Raw genomic sequence first — 18,999 nt, 5'->3', positions numbered from 1 at the left:
TAGTTAATTATCTGCGCTCAAATGGTAATGCGAAGGGTAATTCGGCTCGATATTGCCGCGGCCGAATTTCTTCTTCCACCAAAGTGAAAGTGAATCCAGATAAAGATAGACGACCGGTGTTGTATAAAGCGTCAGTACCTGGCTTACCATAAGCCCGCCGACAATGGAGATACCAAGGGGCTGCCGCAACTCTGCCCCTTCTCCGTTGCCGATCGCCAGCGGTAACGCGCCAAGCAGCGCCGCCATGGTCGTCATCATGATAGGGCGAAAACGCAAATCGCAGGCTTTGAAGATTGCCTCCCGGGAAGAAATACCTTCCGTACGTTCCACATCGATGGCGAAGTCGATCATCATAATCGCATTCTTTTTCACGATGCCGATCAGCAATATGACCCCGATAAACGCAATCAGTGTGAAATCAATCCCAAACAGCATCAGCGCAAGAATCGCTCCTACGCCGGCAGAAGGCAAGGTAGAAAGGATTGTAAGCGGATGGATATAGCTTTCATACAACATGCCCAGCACGATATAAATCGTAAGCAGCGCCGCAATAATCAGCATGTTTTGCGTGCTGAAAGACTCCTTGAACACTTTTGCCGTGCCCTGGAAACTGCCATGGATAGAGGAAGGCACATGCAACTGGACGAACAGTTTCTCGATTGCGTCCGAAGCCTGGCTAAGCGAAACGCCAAGGGGCAGGTTAAACGAGAGTGTCACGGCAGCGAACTGCCCCTGATGATTGACCGAAAGCGCTGTCGGAGCCTCCTTCACGGTGCAGAAAGAAGAAAATGGAATTACTGCTCCTGAAGAAGAAACGACATAGAGTTTTTTAAGCGCATCGGCACTCTGGGAGTATTGCGGCGCGACTTCCATCACTACGTGATATTGGTTCAGCGGATTATAGATGGTGGAAACCTGCCGCTGACCGAACGCATCGTTCAGCGTGGAATCGATAATGGCGGGAGTAAGGCCGAGTCGGTAGATCGTATCGCGATCATAGGTAACATAAGTGCGTACGCCCCTCTCCTGCTGGTCCGTATTCACATCCGTCAGAATGGGAATTTCTTGCATCCCCTTATAAATCTTATCCGACCAGTTACGTAAGTCCTCCAGATTGTCCGACTGAAGAGTATACTGGTATTCCGCATTGCTGGCCCTTCCCCCCATTCTTACATCCTGCGAGGAACGTAAATAAAGCTTGGCCCCCGCTACACGGTTCAACTTACCGCGCACGCGAGCGATAAATTGCTCTGCGGAAATCTTGCGCTCGGCAAGGGGTTTTAGCGATATAAACATACGGGCATTATTGCTCTGCTGCCCTCCACCCACAATTCCCACGACATTATCTACCGCCGGATCCTGCATGATGATGGCCATGAGATCCTTGAATTTCTTTTCCATGGCAATGAAGGAGATGCTCTGGTCTGCCTGTATGGAGCCGATAATGCGCCCACTATCCTGCTGCGGCATAAAGCTCTTGGGAACGATAACATAAAGATAGATATTCAATACAATGGTAGCAAACAGCAGCAACAGGATAAAACGGCAGTGGCGCAGCGCCCAATCAAGTGTAGTCTTGTAATGCGAATGCAGATAATCGAACGCATGCTCGCACCAATAATAAAGCCGCCCATGCCTGCGCCCTTCTTCATCTTTTCTGATGATGCGCGCGCACATCATCGGCGTAAGCGTCAGTGAAACCACAAGCGAGACAAGGATGGCAGCCGAAAGCGTGACAGCAAATTCGCGGAACAAACGGCCGATAATTCCTCCCATCAGCAGGATAGGCAGAAACACCGCAATCAGTGAAATGCTCATGGAAAGCACGGTAAAGCTGACTTCTTTCGCCCCTTGTAAGGCCGCCTGCATAGGAGGGACACCTTCCTCCACATGACGGGAGATATTTTCCAGCACTACTATGGCATCGTCCACCACAAAGCCTGTTGAGATGGTAATAGCCATCAGTGAGAGATTATCCAGGCTGTAACCGCACAGATACATGATTCCGAATGTTCCGATCAGGGAAACGGGCACTGCCACGCTGGGAATGGCCGTGGAAGAAAGCTTGCGCAGGAACATCAGCACGACCATGATAACAAGCGCAACGGAGATCAGCAGGTTCAGCTCCACATCATGCAGGGCTGCCTTGATCGTCGCAGTGCGCTCCATGGTTACTTTCATGTCCACCGCGCTGGGAACCGAAGCCTGAAGCCCCGGTAACATGGCTTTCACATTCTCAATCGTTTTGATGATGTTTGCACCCGGCTGCTTGAAGATAATCAGCACAATAGCGGTTTTACCGTTCGAGCGGCCTGCATTGTGAATATCCTGTACGGAATCCGTAACCGTTCCGACATCGGCAATCCGCACCGGAGCGCCATTATGGTAAGAAATGATCACGGGAAGATAATCCTTGGCGCGGCTTGCCTGATCGTTGGTATAAATCTGCCAGCGTTTATCCTGCGATTCCAATGCGCCTTTGGGACGGTTAACATTGGCGGCAGCAATGGCTGTGCGGACCTTCTCAAGAGCGATACCATACTTACTTAACGCATCGGGATTCAGTTCCACACGTACGGCCGGAAGTGCGCTGCCCCCCACAGTCACCTGCCCCACGCCATCGGCCTGCGAGATTTTCTGAGCTAAAACGGTGGATGCCGCATCATAAAGCTCCCCCTGCGTCATCGTCTGGGAGGTGAGCGTGACAATCATGATGGGGGAATCGGCCGGGTTGACCTTGCGATAAACCGGATTCTTCGGCAGACCGCTTGGCAGCATGGCACGCGCCGCATTAATGGCCGCCTGCACGTCACGCGCTGCGCCATCAATATTCCTGTCCAAATCGAATTGGACGATAATATTCGTGGAACCTAATGCGCTGATGGAGGTCATCTCCGTAATGCCGGAGATACGCCCAAGCGTGCGCTCCAGCGGGGTGGCTACGGTGGAGGCCATCGTTTCCGGCCCGGCCCCCGGCAGATTGACCTGAACGCTAATCGTTGGAAAATCCACCTGCGGCAGCGGAGCCACCGGCAATAGCCAGTAAGCCGCTATACCGCTCAACACCACGCCAAGCGCTAGCAGGGTAGTGGCAACCGGCCGGTGAATAAAAAGAGCGGATATGTTCATAAACCTACAGCTCTGCCCTTAAATGCCGGTTAGAATAGCTTAAAAGAAATTACTTCCTCGTTGTTGTACGATATAGCCTATTGATATCTTCGCGCTTAAACACTTCCGTCTTATTACAGAACTGACAATTGACGGACATTTTACCTTCCGTATCCAAAGAATCAATAAGATCCTGTTTAGGAATGGTTTTTAGCACCTCGCGGATACGTTTGCGTGAACAGCGGCAACCGGCCTTGAGCGGCTGCACTTTATAGACCCACACTCCGTCTTCATTGAAAAGACGGTACAGCAGATTCTGCGGCGTAATGCGCCGGTCGAGCATTTCCTTCGGCTTCAGCGTCTGCATGAAGAGCTTTGTGCGCTCCCATATCTCATTCTGCTCGTCGATATCCAGCTCCACCTGCTTGCCGCCGGCAATCGGCATCCGCTCGACAATAACACCGCCGCCTTTCCAGCTTTCTCCCCGCTTTGCCGGGGGCTGCACAGCAATATTAAGGGCAATCTCTCCCTGCTGCGACTGCATAAAATAGCCTTTAAACGCATCGCTCAGCGATTCCCCTACCAGCTCAACAATGCCCTGATAACGCTCCTTGGACTTCCCATCATCCAAAGTCACCGCAAGGTATCCTTTACCCAGCAATACACCAATATCCTGCTTTTTCTTGGATTTGCCGATAATTCGCTTCAGTTCTTCTTCGTCCATCTGTGCATAGCCGCGTATAGTACCGTCCGCCAGGACATCCACCACCATGAAACGAATCGGCCCATCACCTTTGGCCTGTACGGTCAGAATGCCATCCTTCACAAGCGTGGCCGAGAGCATGCAGGCAATCACAATCTGCTCTGCCAGATGCATGGATACGGCCAGCGGGTAATGATGCGCATTTAATATGTCATCCAGAACTGTGCTGAGTCGCACGAAACGCCCGCGGATAGACGAATGGTCGATCAGGAAGGGTTCAATAAAATCGGTATAGGCGTCAACCGCCTTTTCATCGCTCATCAACAATCAGTCCTCAGTCATCCATGAAAAGCCTTACCAGTTCCTTCGCCATGACATCCCCTAATTGGCTGACATCGCTGATGGTAACGGCACGTTTATAATAGCGTGTTACATCATGCCCTATGCCGATGGCAAGTAATTCGACATCCGACCTTTCTTCAATCGTGTTGATCACCTGCCACAAATGCCGGTCAAGGTAGCTGCCATTGTTGGACGAAAGCGTACTGTCATCCACCGGTGCGCCATCGGAAATCACCATGAGAATGCGCCGCTGCTCAGGCCGGGCCATGAGCCGCTGGTGTGCCCAGATAATTGCCTCCCCGTCGATATTTTCCTTTAAAATCCCGTCCTTGAGCATAACGCCCATATTGCGCCGCGCTTTCTGCCAGCGCATATCGGCCGCTTTATAGATAATATGCCGCAGATCGTTGAGCCGCCCCGGGTTAATGGGACGCTCATGTTCCAGCCATGACTTGCGGCTCTGCCCGCCTTTCCAGTCCCGCGTAGTAAAGCCGAGAATCTCAACCTTCACACCGCAGCGTTCCAGCGTACGCGCAAGAATATCGGCGCAAAGCGCCGCTACTGTGATCGGCCTGCCGCGCATGGAGCCGGAATTATCGATCAGCAGCGTCACGATCGTATCACGGAAGTCCGTTTCTTTCTCGCGTCTGTAGATATGTTGGTATTCCGGATTAATAATCAGGTTCGCGAGTCTCTTTCCGTCGATAAGCCCTTCATCCAGGTCATATTCAAAAATACGAGCCTGCTTGGCCAGCAGCAACCGCTGAAGCCTTGCTGCTAACTTGCTCGTAACACTATGAAAAGCAGAGAGCTTCTGGTCAAGCTGCCCGCGCAGGCGGACGATCTCTTCAGGCGTCGCAAGCTTATCCGCATCGACAATTTCATCAAACTGTGTCGTATATTGGTGATACCCTTCGTTAATGAGGGAATAAAAATCCGGGTGCAGCGCATTGCTGGGATAAGACGGAGCGTCATATTCCACCTGCTGGGCGTCATCAGGCGGCATCTCCGCGCTGGCGGAAGCGGTGGTGAAGCTTTCCTGCCCTGCCCCTGCGCTGGAAATACTCTCCGCGCCGGTTGATTCTTCCTCACTTTCCTCCTGCGGGGTTGGCGCCTGAGAGGGCGCAGCATCCTGCTCGGCATTCTGGTCCTGGGTAGGTTCGGATTTTCCTTCCTGCTTTCCGGCAAGCTCCAGCGCTTTCAATATAGTATTAACAGTGGCTGCATATTCTTTCTGATTGCCCGTATGCTGAGCCAGGGCCTCCAGCAATTTACCCACGCGCGCGTCAAGACGCTTGCTCCAACCTGCAACAGCCTCTGCCATCATGCCTGGCGGTTTCAGTCCAAGGACTTTTTCCCGAAGCATAAGTGCCAGCACATCGGAAACATCCGCCATTCGGCAGTGAGTCTCTAACCGGCTTGCCAGATTTGCGCGCACCCCTTGCCAGTGTTGCGACCCCAGAATCTCAATTCTCGTACGCTCCAGCGCATCAAAAATAACGCCTGCATTGGCAAGCGATGGACGCATGCTGGCATGCACTTTCGGGTTGTGATAACGCAGAGAAAGCGCCGCCAGATCGGCCTCCCCACGCAATACGGAAAGGTCTCCACCTCCAGGCAGCGTAATGATTTCACTCTCATTGAGGTCCGCCGGATGATCGTTACCCCGTAACTTGACTGTTATTGCTGGTTTTTTTGCCAGCGCCCGGGCGGCAGATTCAAGACGTTTCGTAAGATTGCTATTCATATCCCGAATATTACTACCAAAAATCGTGAAATATACGAAAGAAAAATGCGTTTGCAGATAAGTATTTTTTCATTTAGCATGGGTTGTATAGATGGTTTCTTTTTGGATTTTTTTAGGAGCATAAGACTATGGCAGGCAGCGTAAACAAGGTGATTTTGGTAGGCAATCTCGGCCGTGACCCCGAAATCCGCAGCACGCAGGATGGCAAGGAAATAGCGAATCTTACACTGGCAACCTCCGAAACTTGGCGCGACCGTAATACGGGAGAACGCCGTGAAAAAACGGAATGGCACCGCATCGTCGTATTCAACGATGGGTTGATCGGGGTAATCAAGAACTACCTCCATAAAGGCTCCAAGATTTACGTTGAAGGCGCCCTGCAGACCCGCAAATGGACGGACCAGTCGGGACAGGAAAAATACTCGACCGAAGTCGTTCTGCAAGGATTCGGCAGCACGCTCACCATGTTGGACAATCGCAACGCAGGGCATGGCGAAGGCGGCAACCATAATGGCGGTTACAATAATAACAATCAGAACGCCGCGCCGCAAAAAGCCATGGCATCCGCCGATCTGGACGACGAAATACCGTTCTAGTTGCCAGAAATCCTTAATTCAGGTATGAGTAGCCGCAATTAACCTATAGCAGCTGCTGGCTTAGTATGAGGATTCCATTTATAAAAATGCAAGGCGCGGGCAATGATTTTGTGATTATTGACGCTCGCTCCGCTACTTTGCCTGCTCTGGACTGGGGACGGATTGCTGACCGCAATTTCGGCATCGGCTGCGATCAGGGCATCATACTGGAGCCTTCCTCCCGGGCAGATATCTTCATGCGCATCATGAATGCCGACGGCAGTGAATCCAGCGCCTGCGGTAACGCTACACGCTGCGTGGCGTGGCTGATTGCCAACGAAAAAAAGGCGCTGTCAGCCACTATAGAGACAAAAGCTGGCCTGCTGGCCGCCGAAGTGGCAAGCCAGTCTGAAATCACTATCGACATGGGAATGCCGCAACTGGAATGGCAGGATATTCCGCTTGCAAGCGCTTGCGACACGCTGCACTTGCCTATCCGACTGGATATCCTCGAAGATCCGGTTGCCGTCAGCATGGGAAATCCCCATATGGTATTCTTTGTAGAACAAGCTATCGCATTCGTTCCGTTGGCCCAACTGGGGAGCAAGCTCGAGCATCATGAACTCTTTCCAGAGCGCACAAATGTGGAAGTTGCAAAAATTCTGGCACCTGATGAAATTGATTTATGCGTCTGGGAACGTGGCTCAGGCTTGACGCTTGCCTGCGGCACAGGAGCCTGCGCCACGCTTGTGGCCGCACGCCGTCGTGGCTTAAGCGCCGATACCGCTAATGTTCATCTTCCCGGAGGAACCTTGCGTATTGAATGGCGCGAATCCGACAACCGGGTCTATATGACCGGCGCCGCGCAAACCTCTTTCGAAGGCGCATTCAATAGCAGTGATTACCTTCTATGAGTGTAGAAATCGTCACCTTCGGCTGCCGCCTGAACACCTATGAAAGCGAGGTCATGCGCGCCAACGCGCAGAAAGCAGGCCTGCAGAATACGATTATCTTCAACACCTGCGCAGTAACGGCGGAAGCCGAACGCCAGGCAAGGCAAGCTATTCGCCGCGCACGCAAGGAAAACCCGGATGCGAAGATCATTGTCACGGGATGTTCCGCTCAGATCAAACCGGAAACTTACGCTGAGATGGGCGAAATCGATCATGTTCTGGGAAACGAGGAAAAACTCTCCGAGAAAAGCTATTTCGATTTCACTCCGCAGAGTGAGAAGATTCGCGTCAATGATATCATGTCCGTCAAGGAAACCGCCTCACACATGGTCACGAGCTTTGACGGCAGAGCGCGCGCCTTCGTGCAAGTGCAAAACGGCTGCAATCACCGCTGCACATTCTGCATTATTCCTTACGGCCGTGGCAACAGTCGTTCGGTTCCCATAGGCGAAATCGTGCAGCAGACGCGCGCACTGGTCGAAAGCGGTTATAAAGAAATCGTACTCACAGGTGTGGATATCAGTGATTACGGCAAAGACCTTCCGGGGGAACCAACACTCGGCCAGATGATGCGCCGCCTGCTCGCGCTCGTACCGGAACTGCCGCGCCTGCGCCTCTCATCCATTGACGCCGTGGAAGTCGATGATGATATTTTCCGCCTGCTGGCCGAAGAGCCGCGCCTGATGCCGCATATCCATGTGAGCCTGCAGGCAGGGGACGATATGATCCTCAAGCGCATGAAACGCCGCCATAGCCGCAAGGATGCCATTGATTTTTGTGCCCGCGTGCGTGATTTACGCCCGGACGTGGTTTTCGGCGCGGATATCATCGCTGGCTTCCCCACAGAGACTGAGGAAATGTTTCTCAATACTCTTAATATCGTCGAGGAAGCAGGCCTCACCTACCTTCATGTATTCCCCTACTCCGCCCGCAGCGGCACTCCCGCCGCCCGCATGCCGCAGGTTGCCAAGGAACTCCGCAAGGAGCGCGCTGCCCGCCTGCGCGGCAAAGGGGAAGAACAGCTGAATAAATTTTACTCCTCCTGGATCGGCCATACGACTCATGCGATTGTGGAAAACAGCACGCTCGCACGCACCGATCATTTTGCCCCCGTAATACTTGACAAACCACTCGCAAGCGGTGATTTGATACAGGTACGCATAACCGCCGCGAATACGGAAGGCATGACAGGAGAGGTAGTAAACTGATGGACAATGATGCTCAGAACCTTGCACACGATCTGGTAACCACAGCTAAAAAAGCAGGCGCAGACGCAGCCGACGCATTGTTTTACCAATCCACTTCACTCTCGGCATCGCGCCGCATGGGCAATCCGGAAGGGCTGGAACGCTCGGAAAGCAGTGGCATCGGCCTGCGCGTTTTTGTCGGCAAGCGCAGCGCAACCGTTTCCTCCTCTGATACCGGACGTCAGGCGCTGCAGGAACTTGTGGAACGCAGCCTTGCCATGGCCAAGCTTTCTCCGGCCGACGAATATGCAGGTCTTGCCCCCGAAGAATTGCTCGCCAAAAATATTCCCGAGCTGGATCTATATGATAAGAACGAACCGACACCGCAATGGCTGCAGGAACAATGTGCTAAAGCCGAAGACAGCGCACTTGCTGTTGAAGGTATCACCAATTCCGAAGGTGCCGACGCCTCCTATGGCTCCGTAACCTTCTGCCTGGCTACCAGCAACGGCTTTGCAGGCAGCTATAAAGCAAGCCATGCCTCCGTATCCGTCTCCGTTCTCGCCGGTAGCGACGGCGCTATTGAACGGGATTATGATTTTTCCTCCGCCTGCTTTGTCACCGATCTGGAAGACGCAGAAGCGCTTGGTAAGAATGCCGCCCATCGGGCGCTTGCAAGGCTTGGAGCCCGCAAGATACCAACCGGTGTTATGCCGGTAGTATTCGACCCGCGCGTTTCCAAGGGCCTGATTGGCGCTTTTGCAGGAGCCATCAACGGAAGCTCAATCGCCCGTGGCACCAGCTTCCTGAAAGAAAGCCTCGGCAAACAGGTATTCGGCCCCTCCATAAACATCATCGACGAACCGCAACGCCTGCGTGGCCTCGCCTCCAAGCCGTTCGACGGCGAAGGCGTTGCCGCTAAAAAGCTCTCGCTGGTGGAAAACGGCGTATTGCAAACCTGGCTGCTGGACATGCGATCGGCTAACAAACTGGGACTGAAAACCACCGGACGCGCGAGCCGCAGCCTGTCTTCGCCTCCCTCGCCCTCCAGCACTAATCTATATCTCGCCCCCGGCACACAGACACCGGAAGCTTTGATAAGCGACATCAAAAGTGGATTTTATGTAACGGAAGTCTTTGGCATGGGCGTCAACCTAGTCACAGGCGATTATAGCCAGGGCGCATCCGGCTTCTTCATCGAAAACGGCCGCAGATCCTATGCGGTAAGCGAGGTGACGATTGCCGGAAAACTGGCGGATATGTTCCGTGAACTGACCCCGGCCAATGATCTGGTCTTCCGCTATGGCACGAATGCACCGACCGTACGTATTGGTGGCATGACAGTCGCAGGTTCATAAAACCGCATTGCGTCCATGCGCTTTAGCCTATACAAAAGCAACGCCGGGATGTATAAACATATCATAATATTCTTAGCTTAGCGTTCGTTTATGGCAGAAGAGAACAAACCCACCGACGACGAAGCCGCAGCAGCCGAATGGGAAAAAATGATGGCTGCCGAAGATGGCACCGCCGCCGGGGATGACAAAGGCTCCTCCGAAGCCCCTCCGCGCGTGCTGAACCAGGATGAAATCGACCTTCTCCTCGGGTTCGACGCAAAAGAAGAAACCGACAAAACTTCCGGCATCTTCGCTATTCTGGACAAGGCGCTTTCCGGCTACGAAAAGATGCCGATGCTCGAAGTGGTGTTCGACCGGCTTGTACGCATGCTCGCCTCCAGCCTGCATAACTTCACCTCGGATTCCGTGGAAGTCACCCTCATTTCTATCACATCCCTGCGCTTTGAGGATTATCTGAATTCCATTCCCCTGCCAGCATTGCTGGTAGTATTCCGTGCCGTGGAATGGGAAAACTTCGGCATTCTTACGATCGACAGCTCGCAGATTTATTCGACGGTGGATGTGCTGCTCGGCGGCCGCCGCGCTGCACGCCCCATTAGGATTGAAGGCCGTCCCTATACGACCATCGAGCAGGATATCCTGAAGCGCATGGCGGATATTATCCTTGCCGATTTAAGCAGCGCCTTCGATCCGATCAGTCCCGTAACCTTCCAGTTCGAAAGGCTTGAAACCACGCCGCGTTTTGCTACCATTACGAGGCCGAATAATCCGGCCTTGCTCGTTCGCCTGCGTGTGGACATGGAAGATCGCGGCGGAAGCATAGAATTGCTATTCCCGCATACGACGCTGGAACCGATCCGGGAACTGCTGCTGCAGATATTCATGGGCGAAAAATTCGGCCAGGACGTCATGTGGGAAAAGCACTTCAGCAAGGAAGTGCGACAGACCGAGGTTGAAATCGAAGTGGTGATGGATGAAAAACAGATATCACTTGGCGATGTACTCCAGTTTCAGGTTGGCAACACATTGCTGCTCGAGCGCTCACCGGATGACGACGTCATGGTGAAATGCAGCGGCGTTACAGTCACGACCGGCAAGGTCGGAAAGATGGGCGATAACATCGCCGTGTCCATTAATGAACCTATACGCAGAAAGATAAAGGAAAAGCTGTGATAGTCTCTCTTCTGTTTGATACATTGCTGGCAGCACTGCTGATCGCCACGATCAGTTACTGCTCAAAACTGAGCCGCAGGATCAAGACGCTTCAGGATGGCCGTAGCGAGCTTGCAGGCATGATCGCACAGTTTGATGCTGCCACGAACCGCGCTGTTTCTTCTGTGAACGACCTCCAGATCGTCAGCAAGAAATTGATCGACTCGATGCAGGTGAAGATCGACAAGGCTAATTTCCTTGCGGATGATCTCGCTTTCCTCATCGAAAAAAGCAACAAGATCATCCTGCAGTTGGAGCAGCAGACTAAGGCAGCTTCCAATGAAGCTAAAAAGCTCGCTGATAAAAACACCTTCAGCCACCACAGCAACCCGCAGCATCTGGATAAAATCGTTTCACAGATCGCAGCGAATGCACAACCTGCCAAGCCTGCACCCGTTGTAATGGCTGCCAGACCACAAACCATTCCCCAGCAGCCGCCTGCAAATGATGGTTTTAATATCAAGCCCCATTCCGGACCTGCTGCTTCCGACCGTCTGGCAGATATTCTTAAGGCCGAGGCTCGTATCGTTCCGCGCACAGGAGCTGAGCGTGAACTGCTTGAAGCTCTGAAATCGCGTCCCTAAAATTTTCCTGCGAACATCAAACTGCATGTAATAGCAGGTGATGACATATCATAAGCGGCAATGGTGTAATCTGTATTCGTAGTGCAATTGGGAATGAAGTCGGACCCGATAGGCTCAGACATGACACTGCCCGTTCCCGGTTTCCCGTCATCAAGCTTTCGATCGATATCATAAGCATCAATCCCGGAAAGAGCAGGAAACATAGGAAGATTCGTCCAGTTATGCGTGGCGTTTCCCTGTCCGCCAAACGTAAAGACATGACCGCAGAAGCTGTTCTTGAAATAACTGAGGCCGGTGCCTGCATTATCCAGACACAGGTAAAATACCATATAGGCTGTATTTTCGCCCGCCCGGGACTGCGGAATATTCTGACCGATAATTTCCAATCCGCCCCATCCCAGATTGGTAAGCGTTCCTGTAAATCCGCCATTGATAAGCCCCGCATTGGAAAGATGCTTCCAGAACAGCATGGGTTCATCGTCGCAGGGAATATCGGAGTAGCTGGCAGGCTTGTCGCATACAAGGCCGTTACCGTTTCCATTATAGGTCAGCGGACTTCCTGCACTACCCTCACCGCCGCCAAGTGCGCCCCAGTAGGTTGTGGCATTGGCCATATCGCCGGGAATAGCATCGTATTTGCCGCGAAACGTATAAACGGCCGTTTTATATTGCTCGATATCAGAGATGATAGCCCGCCGCTTCGCCCCCAGAATGAGATCACGCCCGGCCAGCACGCCGCCTACAATCAACCCAATAATGACCAGCACGATCGAAAGCTCGATCAGAGTGAAACCGTTTATGTAATACTTGCTGCGCAAAGCGTTCCTCATCGAATACCGCAGGTTGTATTAAACAACATCCGGTGGGGCAACGCAACAAGGATAGCTATCGTGCAGCTGCGGCCCTTGCAAGACGGTCGTTGATGGCAACGCCTATTCCCAGATCAGGTAATGGCATCACCGCGATGGCAGAATAAAGCTCGGGATGATCGAGTTCGCGCAATCCAGCAAATAAATGCGCGGCAGCTTCCACCAGGTTTCCATCAGCACTTAAATTAAAAACATATTTGGCACCCGGCGGCACATTACTTCCAAACGCAAGCAATGCCTCATCGGCTCTAGGATCAGTCACATTAAGCCTCACTGGAAGCGATGGCGCATAATGGCTCGCAAGCATACCCGGCGATTTCAATATACCTTGCGTTTCCCCCGGAACCGCAACATCCATACCGGTCACTTCCTGTAACTGATCGCGCGTGACAAATCCCGGCCTGAGTAATGTCACTCCACTGCCGCTGAGATCGATAACAGTAGACTCAATCCCCACACTGCATTCTCCACCATCAAGAATCATTGCCGGAAGTTCGCCCAGCTCTTCATAGACATGTGACGCAGCTGTCGGGCTAATGCGTCCCGAACGGTTGGCGCTCGGAGCAGCCACGGGCACACCGGCTTCAGCAAGCAGCGCATGCGCGACCGAATGCGCTGGCATGCGCACGCCAATTGTATCACCGCCAGCACTCGCTAATAATGAGATAGAACAGTCCGCTGTACGCGGCAGAATAAAAGTAAGCGGTCCCGGCCAGAACGCTGCCGAAATTTTTTCTGCCAGATCATTCCATACGGCAAAACGCTTCGCCATGGAAACATGACACACATGTACGATCAGCGGATTGAACTGCGGTCTTCCCTTGGCGGAGAAGATCTCGGCGACCGCCCTGTCATTAGTAGCATCCGCTCCAAGTCCGTAAACCGTCTCTGTCGGAAATGCAACTAGCCTTCCAAAACGTAAATATTCAGCAGCTTTTTTTATGACAGTGCTATTGACAGGTTGTATGTTCATTGACAATATCTGGTAGTATAATAATACGTTTATTACGATATATAGTTAAACTCGCATCTGGCACAGGAGTATATATGGAATCGAAAGTAATTACCATAGCGCAGCAAAAAGGCGGAGCAGGAAAAACAACCGTAGCAATACATCTGGCAGTCGCATGGAAGCAGCGCGGGTTTAGAGTTGCCGTGATCGATATCGATCCGCAAGGGAGTCTTACTCAGTGGCATAAGATACGCGAGAAATGTTTTGGTGAAGGTTATACGGGTCTCACCTTCAGCACGGTTTCCGGCTGGAGAGTCGGCAGCGAAATCGCACGCCTGAAACGCAATCATGATATCATCCTGATCGACAGCCCTCCGCACACCGAGACGGAAGCACGCACGGCAATACGTAATGCCGATTTTATCATCGTGCCTGTGCAGCCGAGCCCGACCGATTTATGGGCTACCAAAGCAACGCTTGAAATTGCAAAGTCGGAAAATGTTCCTGTGCGCGTTGTGCTGAATCGTATCTCAGCATCGTCCAAACTTGCACAGACCATCGCAGCAGAATTGCCCAATCTCGCTAAGAGCCATTTGGGCAATCGCGTTCTGTTTGCCGCATCCATCATGGAAGGTCGCAGCGCTACCGAAGTCGGACCGTCCACACCTGCGGCACTTGAAGTGAAAGCGCTCGCTGAAGAGATCACCAAACTGGCAAAACTGGGCGTCGACGACCAGGAAGAATACGAAGAAGAAGAGCTCGAAACAACGGCGTAAGCATTGTATAAATGGGGCATAAATTTTCATCCACGAAACCTGTGGATAACTTTGCGGATAACTTTAATGCCCCATTTGTTTTCTTTAAGCCAGTACTAGCTTTGAGACGCCCTGCTTAAAAAGTAGGCACAAAATAACTTACTGAAAAACAATAATTTTATTCATTTCCTGCGGGTTTATTACAATCACTGTCATAAATGGTGAAGTTTTCTGCGGTTTCATTCGAAAACCTGTGCACGATACCCCCAGATAGCCCCGATTTTTTCCAGCTATTTCAACTGCAGAACAAGCCCGTCACCGTCCTGAAATACACGTAAGCCAGCAGCGGCAAGAGTCTTGCCAAGCATATCCGGCGTGCCACGGTAAGAGATAACCATATTGGTTTCAAAGAATGAGATGGTCGTCATCGTGATGCTTACGATGTTGCCATGCTTAAGCAGACGTTTTCTGAGCTCATCCCACTCCGAAATTTCACTCGTATTAACACGCGCTTTAATCTCCTTGATACGCTCATACTCAATCTTATTGGGATCAATCGTCTGCTGCTTATATATACGTTGGGCAATGTCGTTGGCAGCTCTTGCCATGAGAGTATCCAGTGTGTCCGAACTATGAATGATATAGTCGAAATGTGTGATATCATCCTTCTCCGGCAGCAGCTTCTTGACGGTTACTTCCAGCGTTGGCTTGGGATCGGCCTTCTTATCGAAATAGGCGTCAAGCACGTCGATATATTCAACACCGTAACGCTTATACATACGCCGCAGTGATTCCGTAGTCGCGCTCTCAACATTCGTATCATCCACATCCACGCGATCGTTCAGATCTCCGATAGGCACCACCACCATGCCGCCACCGGATTCAAGCGCAGCCTCCAGCCAGATAGTGCGCCACTTATTATCGTCCTGCCAGAGCTTCAATACATTGCGCCCTTCATTATAGACCGGTAGCACGAGCACAGCTTTACTCGGACGCCTCCCGGAAGTAAATTCGGTTTGCATCAGGTTGGGCAAATCCGGCATCAATGTCTGAATCGACTGCGGAATAAAATTATACCGCAGCAGCCCATGGTAATGATTCGGTGTCACCTTCTCTTCCATGACCTCGAATCCGCTAATCATCTGGTTGATCTGAGAAGCAGAAGTATTGGAGATAAGAGAAGGGGCCTTCGCCGCATCCACACGCAGAACAAACTGCTTGAAAGCTGTGACCTCCCCACCCGTCAGCGCCTTTATGCGCGCATCTTTTTCATCCTTGCCGTCAGCATCCACAACGATATTTTCAATACTATATCCCGTAACAATCGGGTCTTCTTCTGCTTTTGCGGGCAATACCCCCCAAAAAACCGACGCCAGCAAGACGCTTGTGAAAAGCATGATTCTATAGTAGATATCAGGGAAAATTTTGCGGGTGCACATGAAAAACATAGTGAATAAACCAGAAGTTACGTACGCAGACTCCGGGGTCAATATAGACGCTGGCAATGCGCTTGTCGAGAGAATCAAGCCGCTGGCAAAGGCCACTACGCGCTCAGGAGTCATGGGCGGAATCGGTGGGTTCGGCGCTCTTTTCGACCTGAAAGCAGCGGGCTTTAAAGACCCCGTGCTCGTCTCGGGAACGGACGGCGTCGGCACGAAAGTAAAGCTCGCGCAGGATCTCAACAAGCACGATACGATCGGGATCGATCTTGTGGCCATGTGCGTTAATGATCTCATTGTGCAGGGAGCAGAGCCGCTCTTCTTCCTGGATTACTTCGCTACTTCCGCACTGGATGTGAACGTTGCCGAAAGCATTATCAAAGGTATCGCAGAAGGCTGCAAACGTTCAGGCTGCGCCCTCATCGGTGGGGAAACTGCCGAGATGCCGGGCATTTATCAGCCGGGTGAATACGACCTCGCAGGTTTTGCGGTCGGCGCTGTAGAACGCGAAGCAATTCTTCCTAAAGGCGTAGCAACTGGCGATGTCATTCTGGGCCTTGCATCGGACGGCGTTCATTCCAACGGTTATTCTCTCGTGCGCCATATCATCAAGCGCGAGCAGATCAATCTGCATGACGTAGCACAACAGCCGCTGGTGGATAAGCTTATGGCTCCTACGCGCCTTTATGTGAAGCCGTGTCTCGCCGCGATTAAAACCGGTGCCGTCAAAGCGCTGGTGCATGTCACAGGCGGCGGCATCACTGAAAACACTCCGCGCGTCTTGCCGGAAAATGTTTCGGCTGAAGTTAATCTGAAAGCATGGGAGTTGCCGGAAGTCTTCCAGTGGCTGAAGGAAGCCGGCAATATCAGCGAATCAGAAATGCTGCGCACATTCAATTGCGGCATCGGCATGATGATCGTTGTAGATGCAGCGAAAAGCAATGAGATTACCGCACTGCTGAAAGAGGCTGGCGAAACTGTCTACACGCTCGGCCGCATCATCCCGCAGCAATCGGAACGCGTGGTATATTTACGTGACTAAAAAACCTGTCGCAGTCCTTATCTCCGGCAGCGGCAGCAATCTGCAGGCACTTATCGATGCCTGTGCCCAACCGGATTTTCCGGCACGCATCGCCATGGTCATCAGCAATAAAAGTGATGCATACGGACTAAAGCGCGCTAAAGACGCGGGCATTCCAACGCAAGTCATATTCCATCAGGATTACCCGGATCGCGATACATTCGACAGTGCCTTACATGATGCCATTATAAAAGCTGGCGCGGAATATGTCTGCCTCGCCGGTTTCATGCGCTTGCTCACTGCCGGTTTCGTTGAAAAATGGCAAGGCAGGATGATCAATATCCATCCCGCTATTCTACCTTCCTTTAAAGGCATCCACACACATGAACGCGTGCTGGAAGCGGGTGTAAAAATTCACGGGGCAACAGTGCATTATGTCGTGCCCGAAATGGATTCCGGGCCGATCATTATTCAGGCCGCCGTTCCTGTTTTGCCGAATGACACAGCACAAACGCTCGGCGAGCGCGTGCTAAAGCTCGAACATAAAATCTATCCTGAAGCATTGCGCAAAGTTATCACAGGTGAAACAGGCACCGTTTCTGACCATACATCCTTTCTAATCGCCTGAGGGAAGCGCACATGGCATCGATCACCAAAGAAATCCTTGTCAATGTAACTGCAGAAAAAACGTGGGATGCCATTCGCGATGTTGGCAATCTGCATACTCGTCTCGTTCGCGGCTTCGTCACGAATACGCGCATGGAAGAAGGCGCAAGAATTGTCACCTTCGCAAACGGGATGGAAGTGCGCGAACTTATCGTGGATATGGACGAACAGCAGCGCAGATTAGTCTGGAGCGCACAGGGCGGACGCTCCACGCATCACAATGCATCGGTGCAGGTATTCGCGGAAGGAAAAACGTGTAGAATCGTCTGGATTGCAGACTTCCTGCCGCACGAAATAAAAGATGCTATCGATGCGATGATGGAAGCGGGTATAAAAGCGATCAAAACCACGCTCGAATCAGACATCGCCTGATTCACATTCCTTTAAGCCACCTGCCCGCATCATATTTTTATCCTGCAGACTGGCTAACGCCATCTCAATCCGGATCGGGGCAGAAGCATCAAATGGCGAGAGCCGGATCTGGGGAATATGCATGCCCAGACACTCAAAAGTCTCCGCCACGGGCAACCGGTCTACCACGCGCCTGTCAACAAGCTGCACGGCCAGGCAAACCGGCACATCGCTTTCCATCGTAAGCCGCATGATACCAAGCCCCCTGATCTCCATCAGCCCGGCAATATTCTCCGGAGCTTTGGCAATCAGATGTTCGCCTTCCTTACGTAAATTTACGCGGTCATCACTGACCAGCACAGCACCGCGGTCGATAAGACGCAGCGCAAGGTCGGACTTGCCGCTTCCGGGTTCGCCGAACAATAATACTCCCTTGGAGTGTATTGCGACACAGGAAGCATGAACTTGTAGTGGTTGTTGCATGGTAGCGCCTCCTTCTTCAGGATAGCCGAGGGTAGAAAAAGAAAGGGGGACGGAAATTCGTCCCCCTCTTGTTCCGTAATATCAAATTACGCGGCTTTACCTTCCGGGTCAACCCAGGAGATATTACCGTCTGCACGTTTATAAACCACGTTGATGCGTCCGTTAGCGGAATTGAAGAACATCAAAGCGGGCAAATCCGCCAGATCCATCTTCATCACCGCTGCGCTCACCGTCAGCGTTTCGATTTCCGTCGGCTTTTCAGCAATCACCACCGGAGCATCGTCATGCACTTCCTCTTCATGATCCTTGATCACGTACTTTTTTGCCACCACGACAGGGGCCGGTTCTTCGGAAACCTTATGATGGTTCGTAATGCGGCGCTTGTAACGGCGTAACTGTTTTTCGATTTTATCGGCTGCCATGTCGAAAGAAGCATATACGTCTTCGGACGTTCCTGTGCTCTTGATCATGACACCGGAAGAAGTTCCGGTATTGCCGTTGATATCACACTTATAACGATAGCCCTCCTTGGTCATCACCACATTGAGATTTACTACCCGGTCCAGATGTTTATGGACCACTTCTGCAAGACGCTTTTCAATATGCGCCTGTAAAGAAGCACCGACTTCAATGTTTTTGCCGGAAATAAGAATTTTCATAATTTGACTACCTTTGTTCTTGATAACTATCACAT

General features: G+C 51.9%; 18 protein-coding genes. 10 read left to right on the top strand and 8 right to left on the bottom strand.

Annotated features, from left to right (window positions below):
* Positions 1-3 precede the first annotated feature (3 nt).
* The 3 genes from VFT64_08290 to VFT64_08280 are packed head-to-tail and all read right to left on the bottom strand — an operon-like array spanning position 4 to position 5,900.
* A complete protein-coding gene (locus VFT64_08290) occupies positions 4-3,129 on the bottom strand; it encodes a multidrug efflux RND transporter permease subunit (protein ID HEU5047826.1) in 3,126 nt (1,041 codons plus the stop codon).
* 49 nt (positions 3,130-3,178) lie between these two features.
* Positions 3,179-4,132, bottom strand: a complete 954-nt coding sequence (locus VFT64_08285) for an Hsp33 family molecular chaperone HslO (GenBank protein ID HEU5047825.1) — start codon at positions 4,130-4,132, stop codon at positions 3,179-3,181.
* Between the two features lie 13 nt (positions 4,133-4,145).
* Complete coding sequence (locus VFT64_08280) at positions 4,146-5,900, bottom strand: hypothetical protein (GenBank protein HEU5047824.1); 1,755 nt, start codon at positions 5,898-5,900, stop codon at positions 4,146-4,148.
* Positions 5,901-6,028: 128 nt separating this feature from the next.
* Between VFT64_08280 and ssb the strand changes: the two genes are divergently transcribed.
* The 6 genes from ssb to VFT64_08250 all read left to right on the top strand — a co-directional run bounded on the left by ssb (position 6,029) and on the right by VFT64_08250 (position 11,769).
* Positions 6,029-6,496 (top strand): single-stranded DNA-binding protein, encoded by a 468-nt coding sequence (ssb, locus tag VFT64_08275; protein ID HEU5047823.1) that lies wholly within the window; start codon positions 6,029-6,031, stop codon positions 6,494-6,496.
* A 65-nt stretch (positions 6,497-6,561) separates the two neighbouring features.
* Entirely contained in the window at positions 6,562-7,389 is an 828-nt protein-coding gene (dapF, locus tag VFT64_08270) for a diaminopimelate epimerase (protein HEU5047822.1), read from the top strand.
* On the top strand, positions 7,386-8,636 hold the full coding sequence (gene mtaB / locus VFT64_08265; protein ID HEU5047821.1) for a tRNA (N(6)-L-threonylcarbamoyladenosine(37)-C(2))-methylthiotransferase MtaB: 1,251 nt from the start codon (positions 7,386-7,388) through the stop codon (positions 8,634-8,636). The genes dapF and mtaB overlap by 4 nt, the downstream gene beginning before the upstream one ends.
* Positions 8,636-9,973 (top strand): metallopeptidase TldD-related protein, encoded by a 1,338-nt coding sequence (locus VFT64_08260; protein HEU5047820.1) that lies wholly within the window; start codon positions 8,636-8,638, stop codon positions 9,971-9,973. Before mtaB ends, VFT64_08260 begins: the two co-directional genes overlap by 1 nt.
* A gap of 90 nt (positions 9,974-10,063) precedes the next feature.
* On the top strand, positions 10,064-11,146 hold the full coding sequence (fliM, locus tag VFT64_08255; protein ID HEU5047819.1) for a flagellar motor switch protein FliM: 1,083 nt from the start codon (positions 10,064-10,066) through the stop codon (positions 11,144-11,146).
* Complete coding sequence (locus tag VFT64_08250; GenBank protein ID HEU5047818.1) at positions 11,143-11,769, top strand: DUF6468 domain-containing protein; 627 nt, start codon at positions 11,143-11,145, stop codon at positions 11,767-11,769. Before fliM ends, VFT64_08250 begins: the two co-directional genes overlap by 4 nt.
* On the opposite strand, the gene VFT64_08245 is transcribed toward VFT64_08250, so the two are convergent.
* Together VFT64_08245 and VFT64_08240 are read right to left on the bottom strand one after the other, a co-directional pair.
* On the bottom strand, positions 11,766-12,599 hold the full coding sequence (locus VFT64_08245) for a prepilin-type N-terminal cleavage/methylation domain-containing protein (GenBank protein HEU5047817.1): 834 nt from the start codon (positions 12,597-12,599) through the stop codon (positions 11,766-11,768). The genes VFT64_08250 and VFT64_08245 overlap by 4 nt on opposite strands.
* 55 nt (positions 12,600-12,654) lie before the next feature.
* Positions 12,655-13,611, bottom strand: coding sequence for an L-threonylcarbamoyladenylate synthase (locus VFT64_08240; protein ID HEU5047816.1), 957 nt, complete (start codon positions 13,609-13,611; stop codon positions 12,655-12,657).
* A gap of 74 nt (positions 13,612-13,685) precedes the next feature.
* Here VFT64_08240 and parA point away from each other — a divergent pair, with 74 nt between their 5' ends.
* Positions 13,686-14,366, top strand: a complete 681-nt coding sequence (gene parA, locus VFT64_08235; GenBank protein HEU5047815.1) for a ParA family partition ATPase — start codon at positions 13,686-13,688, stop codon at positions 14,364-14,366.
* 269 nt (positions 14,367-14,635) lie between these two features.
* On the opposite strand, the gene VFT64_08230 is transcribed toward parA, so the two are convergent.
* The gene (locus VFT64_08230) at positions 14,636-15,697 is read right to left on the bottom strand and encodes a DUF2066 domain-containing protein (protein ID HEU5047814.1); all 1,062 of its coding nucleotides are present in this window, start codon (positions 15,695-15,697) and stop codon (positions 14,636-14,638) included.
* 85 nt (positions 15,698-15,782) lie between these two features.
* Here VFT64_08230 and purM point away from each other — a divergent pair, with 85 nt between their 5' ends.
* From purM to VFT64_08215, 3 genes are read left to right on the top strand one after another with little or no spacing between them, the layout of a single operon-like run.
* A complete protein-coding gene (gene purM, locus VFT64_08225; GenBank protein HEU5047813.1) occupies positions 15,783-16,826 on the top strand; it encodes a phosphoribosylformylglycinamidine cyclo-ligase in 1,044 nt (347 codons plus the stop codon).
* Positions 16,819-17,433, top strand: coding sequence for a phosphoribosylglycinamide formyltransferase (gene purN / locus VFT64_08220; GenBank protein ID HEU5047812.1), 615 nt, complete (start codon positions 16,819-16,821; stop codon positions 17,431-17,433). The genes purM and purN overlap by 8 nt, the downstream gene beginning before the upstream one ends.
* An 11-nt stretch (positions 17,434-17,444) precedes the next feature.
* A complete protein-coding gene (locus VFT64_08215) occupies positions 17,445-17,843 on the top strand; it encodes an SRPBCC family protein (GenBank protein HEU5047811.1) in 399 nt (132 codons plus the stop codon).
* Here VFT64_08215 and VFT64_08210 read toward each other — a convergent pair.
* Together VFT64_08210 and raiA are read right to left on the bottom strand one after the other, a co-directional pair.
* Positions 17,829-18,305, bottom strand: coding sequence for an HPr kinase/phosphatase C-terminal domain-containing protein (locus VFT64_08210; protein ID HEU5047810.1), 477 nt, complete (start codon positions 18,303-18,305; stop codon positions 17,829-17,831). The genes VFT64_08215 and VFT64_08210 overlap by 15 nt on opposite strands.
* Before the next feature lie 86 nt (positions 18,306-18,391).
* The gene (gene raiA, locus VFT64_08205; protein ID HEU5047809.1) at positions 18,392-18,964 is read right to left on the bottom strand and encodes a ribosome-associated translation inhibitor RaiA; all 573 of its coding nucleotides are present in this window, start codon (positions 18,962-18,964) and stop codon (positions 18,392-18,394) included.
* Positions 18,965-18,999 lie beyond the last annotated feature (35 nt).

The organism is Rickettsiales bacterium (genome assembly GCA_035765535.1).
GTDB lineage: Bacteria > Pseudomonadota > Alphaproteobacteria > Rickettsiales > JABCZZ01 > JABCZZ01.
The sequence above is the reverse complement of the archived record's forward strand: the minus strand, read 5'-3'. Positions and strand labels throughout refer to the sequence as shown.

Excerpts from the sequence above, each read along its gene's own strand:
- VFT64_08240 (HEU5047816.1), bottom strand. The coding sequence starts at position 13,611 with ATGAACATACAACCTGTCAATAGCACTGTCATAAAAAAAGCTGCTGAA.
- VFT64_08210 (HEU5047810.1), bottom strand. The coding sequence starts at position 18,305 with ATGCAACAACCACTACAAGTTCATGCTTCCTGTGTCGCAATACACTCC.
- VFT64_08260 (HEU5047820.1), top strand. The coding sequence starts at position 8,636 with ATGGACAATGATGCTCAGAACCTTGCACACGATCTGGTAACCACAGCT.
- VFT64_08280 (HEU5047824.1), bottom strand. The coding sequence starts at position 5,900 with ATGAATAGCAATCTTACGAAACGTCTTGAATCTGCCGCCCGGGCGCTG.
- raiA (HEU5047809.1), bottom strand. The coding sequence starts at position 18,964 with ATGAAAATTCTTATTTCCGGCAAAAACATTGAAGTCGGTGCTTCTTTA.
- VFT64_08290 (HEU5047826.1), bottom strand. The coding sequence starts at position 3,129 with ATGAACATATCCGCTCTTTTTATTCACCGGCCGGTTGCCACTACCCTG.
- purM (HEU5047813.1), top strand. The coding sequence starts at position 15,783 with ATGAAAAACATAGTGAATAAACCAGAAGTTACGTACGCAGACTCCGGG.
- dapF (HEU5047822.1), top strand. The coding sequence starts at position 6,562 with ATGAGGATTCCATTTATAAAAATGCAAGGCGCGGGCAATGATTTTGTG.
- parA (HEU5047815.1), top strand. The coding sequence starts at position 13,686 with ATGGAATCGAAAGTAATTACCATAGCGCAGCAAAAAGGCGGAGCAGGA.
- VFT64_08285 (HEU5047825.1), bottom strand. The coding sequence starts at position 4,132 with ATGAGCGATGAAAAGGCGGTTGACGCCTATACCGATTTTATTGAACCC.
- mtaB (HEU5047821.1), top strand. The coding sequence starts at position 7,386 with ATGAGTGTAGAAATCGTCACCTTCGGCTGCCGCCTGAACACCTATGAA.
- VFT64_08245 (HEU5047817.1), bottom strand. The coding sequence starts at position 12,599 with ATGAGGAACGCTTTGCGCAGCAAGTATTACATAAACGGTTTCACTCTG.
- fliM (HEU5047819.1), top strand. The coding sequence starts at position 10,064 with ATGGCAGAAGAGAACAAACCCACCGACGACGAAGCCGCAGCAGCCGAA.
- VFT64_08215 (HEU5047811.1), top strand. The coding sequence starts at position 17,445 with ATGGCATCGATCACCAAAGAAATCCTTGTCAATGTAACTGCAGAAAAA.
- ssb (HEU5047823.1), top strand. The coding sequence starts at position 6,029 with ATGGCAGGCAGCGTAAACAAGGTGATTTTGGTAGGCAATCTCGGCCGT.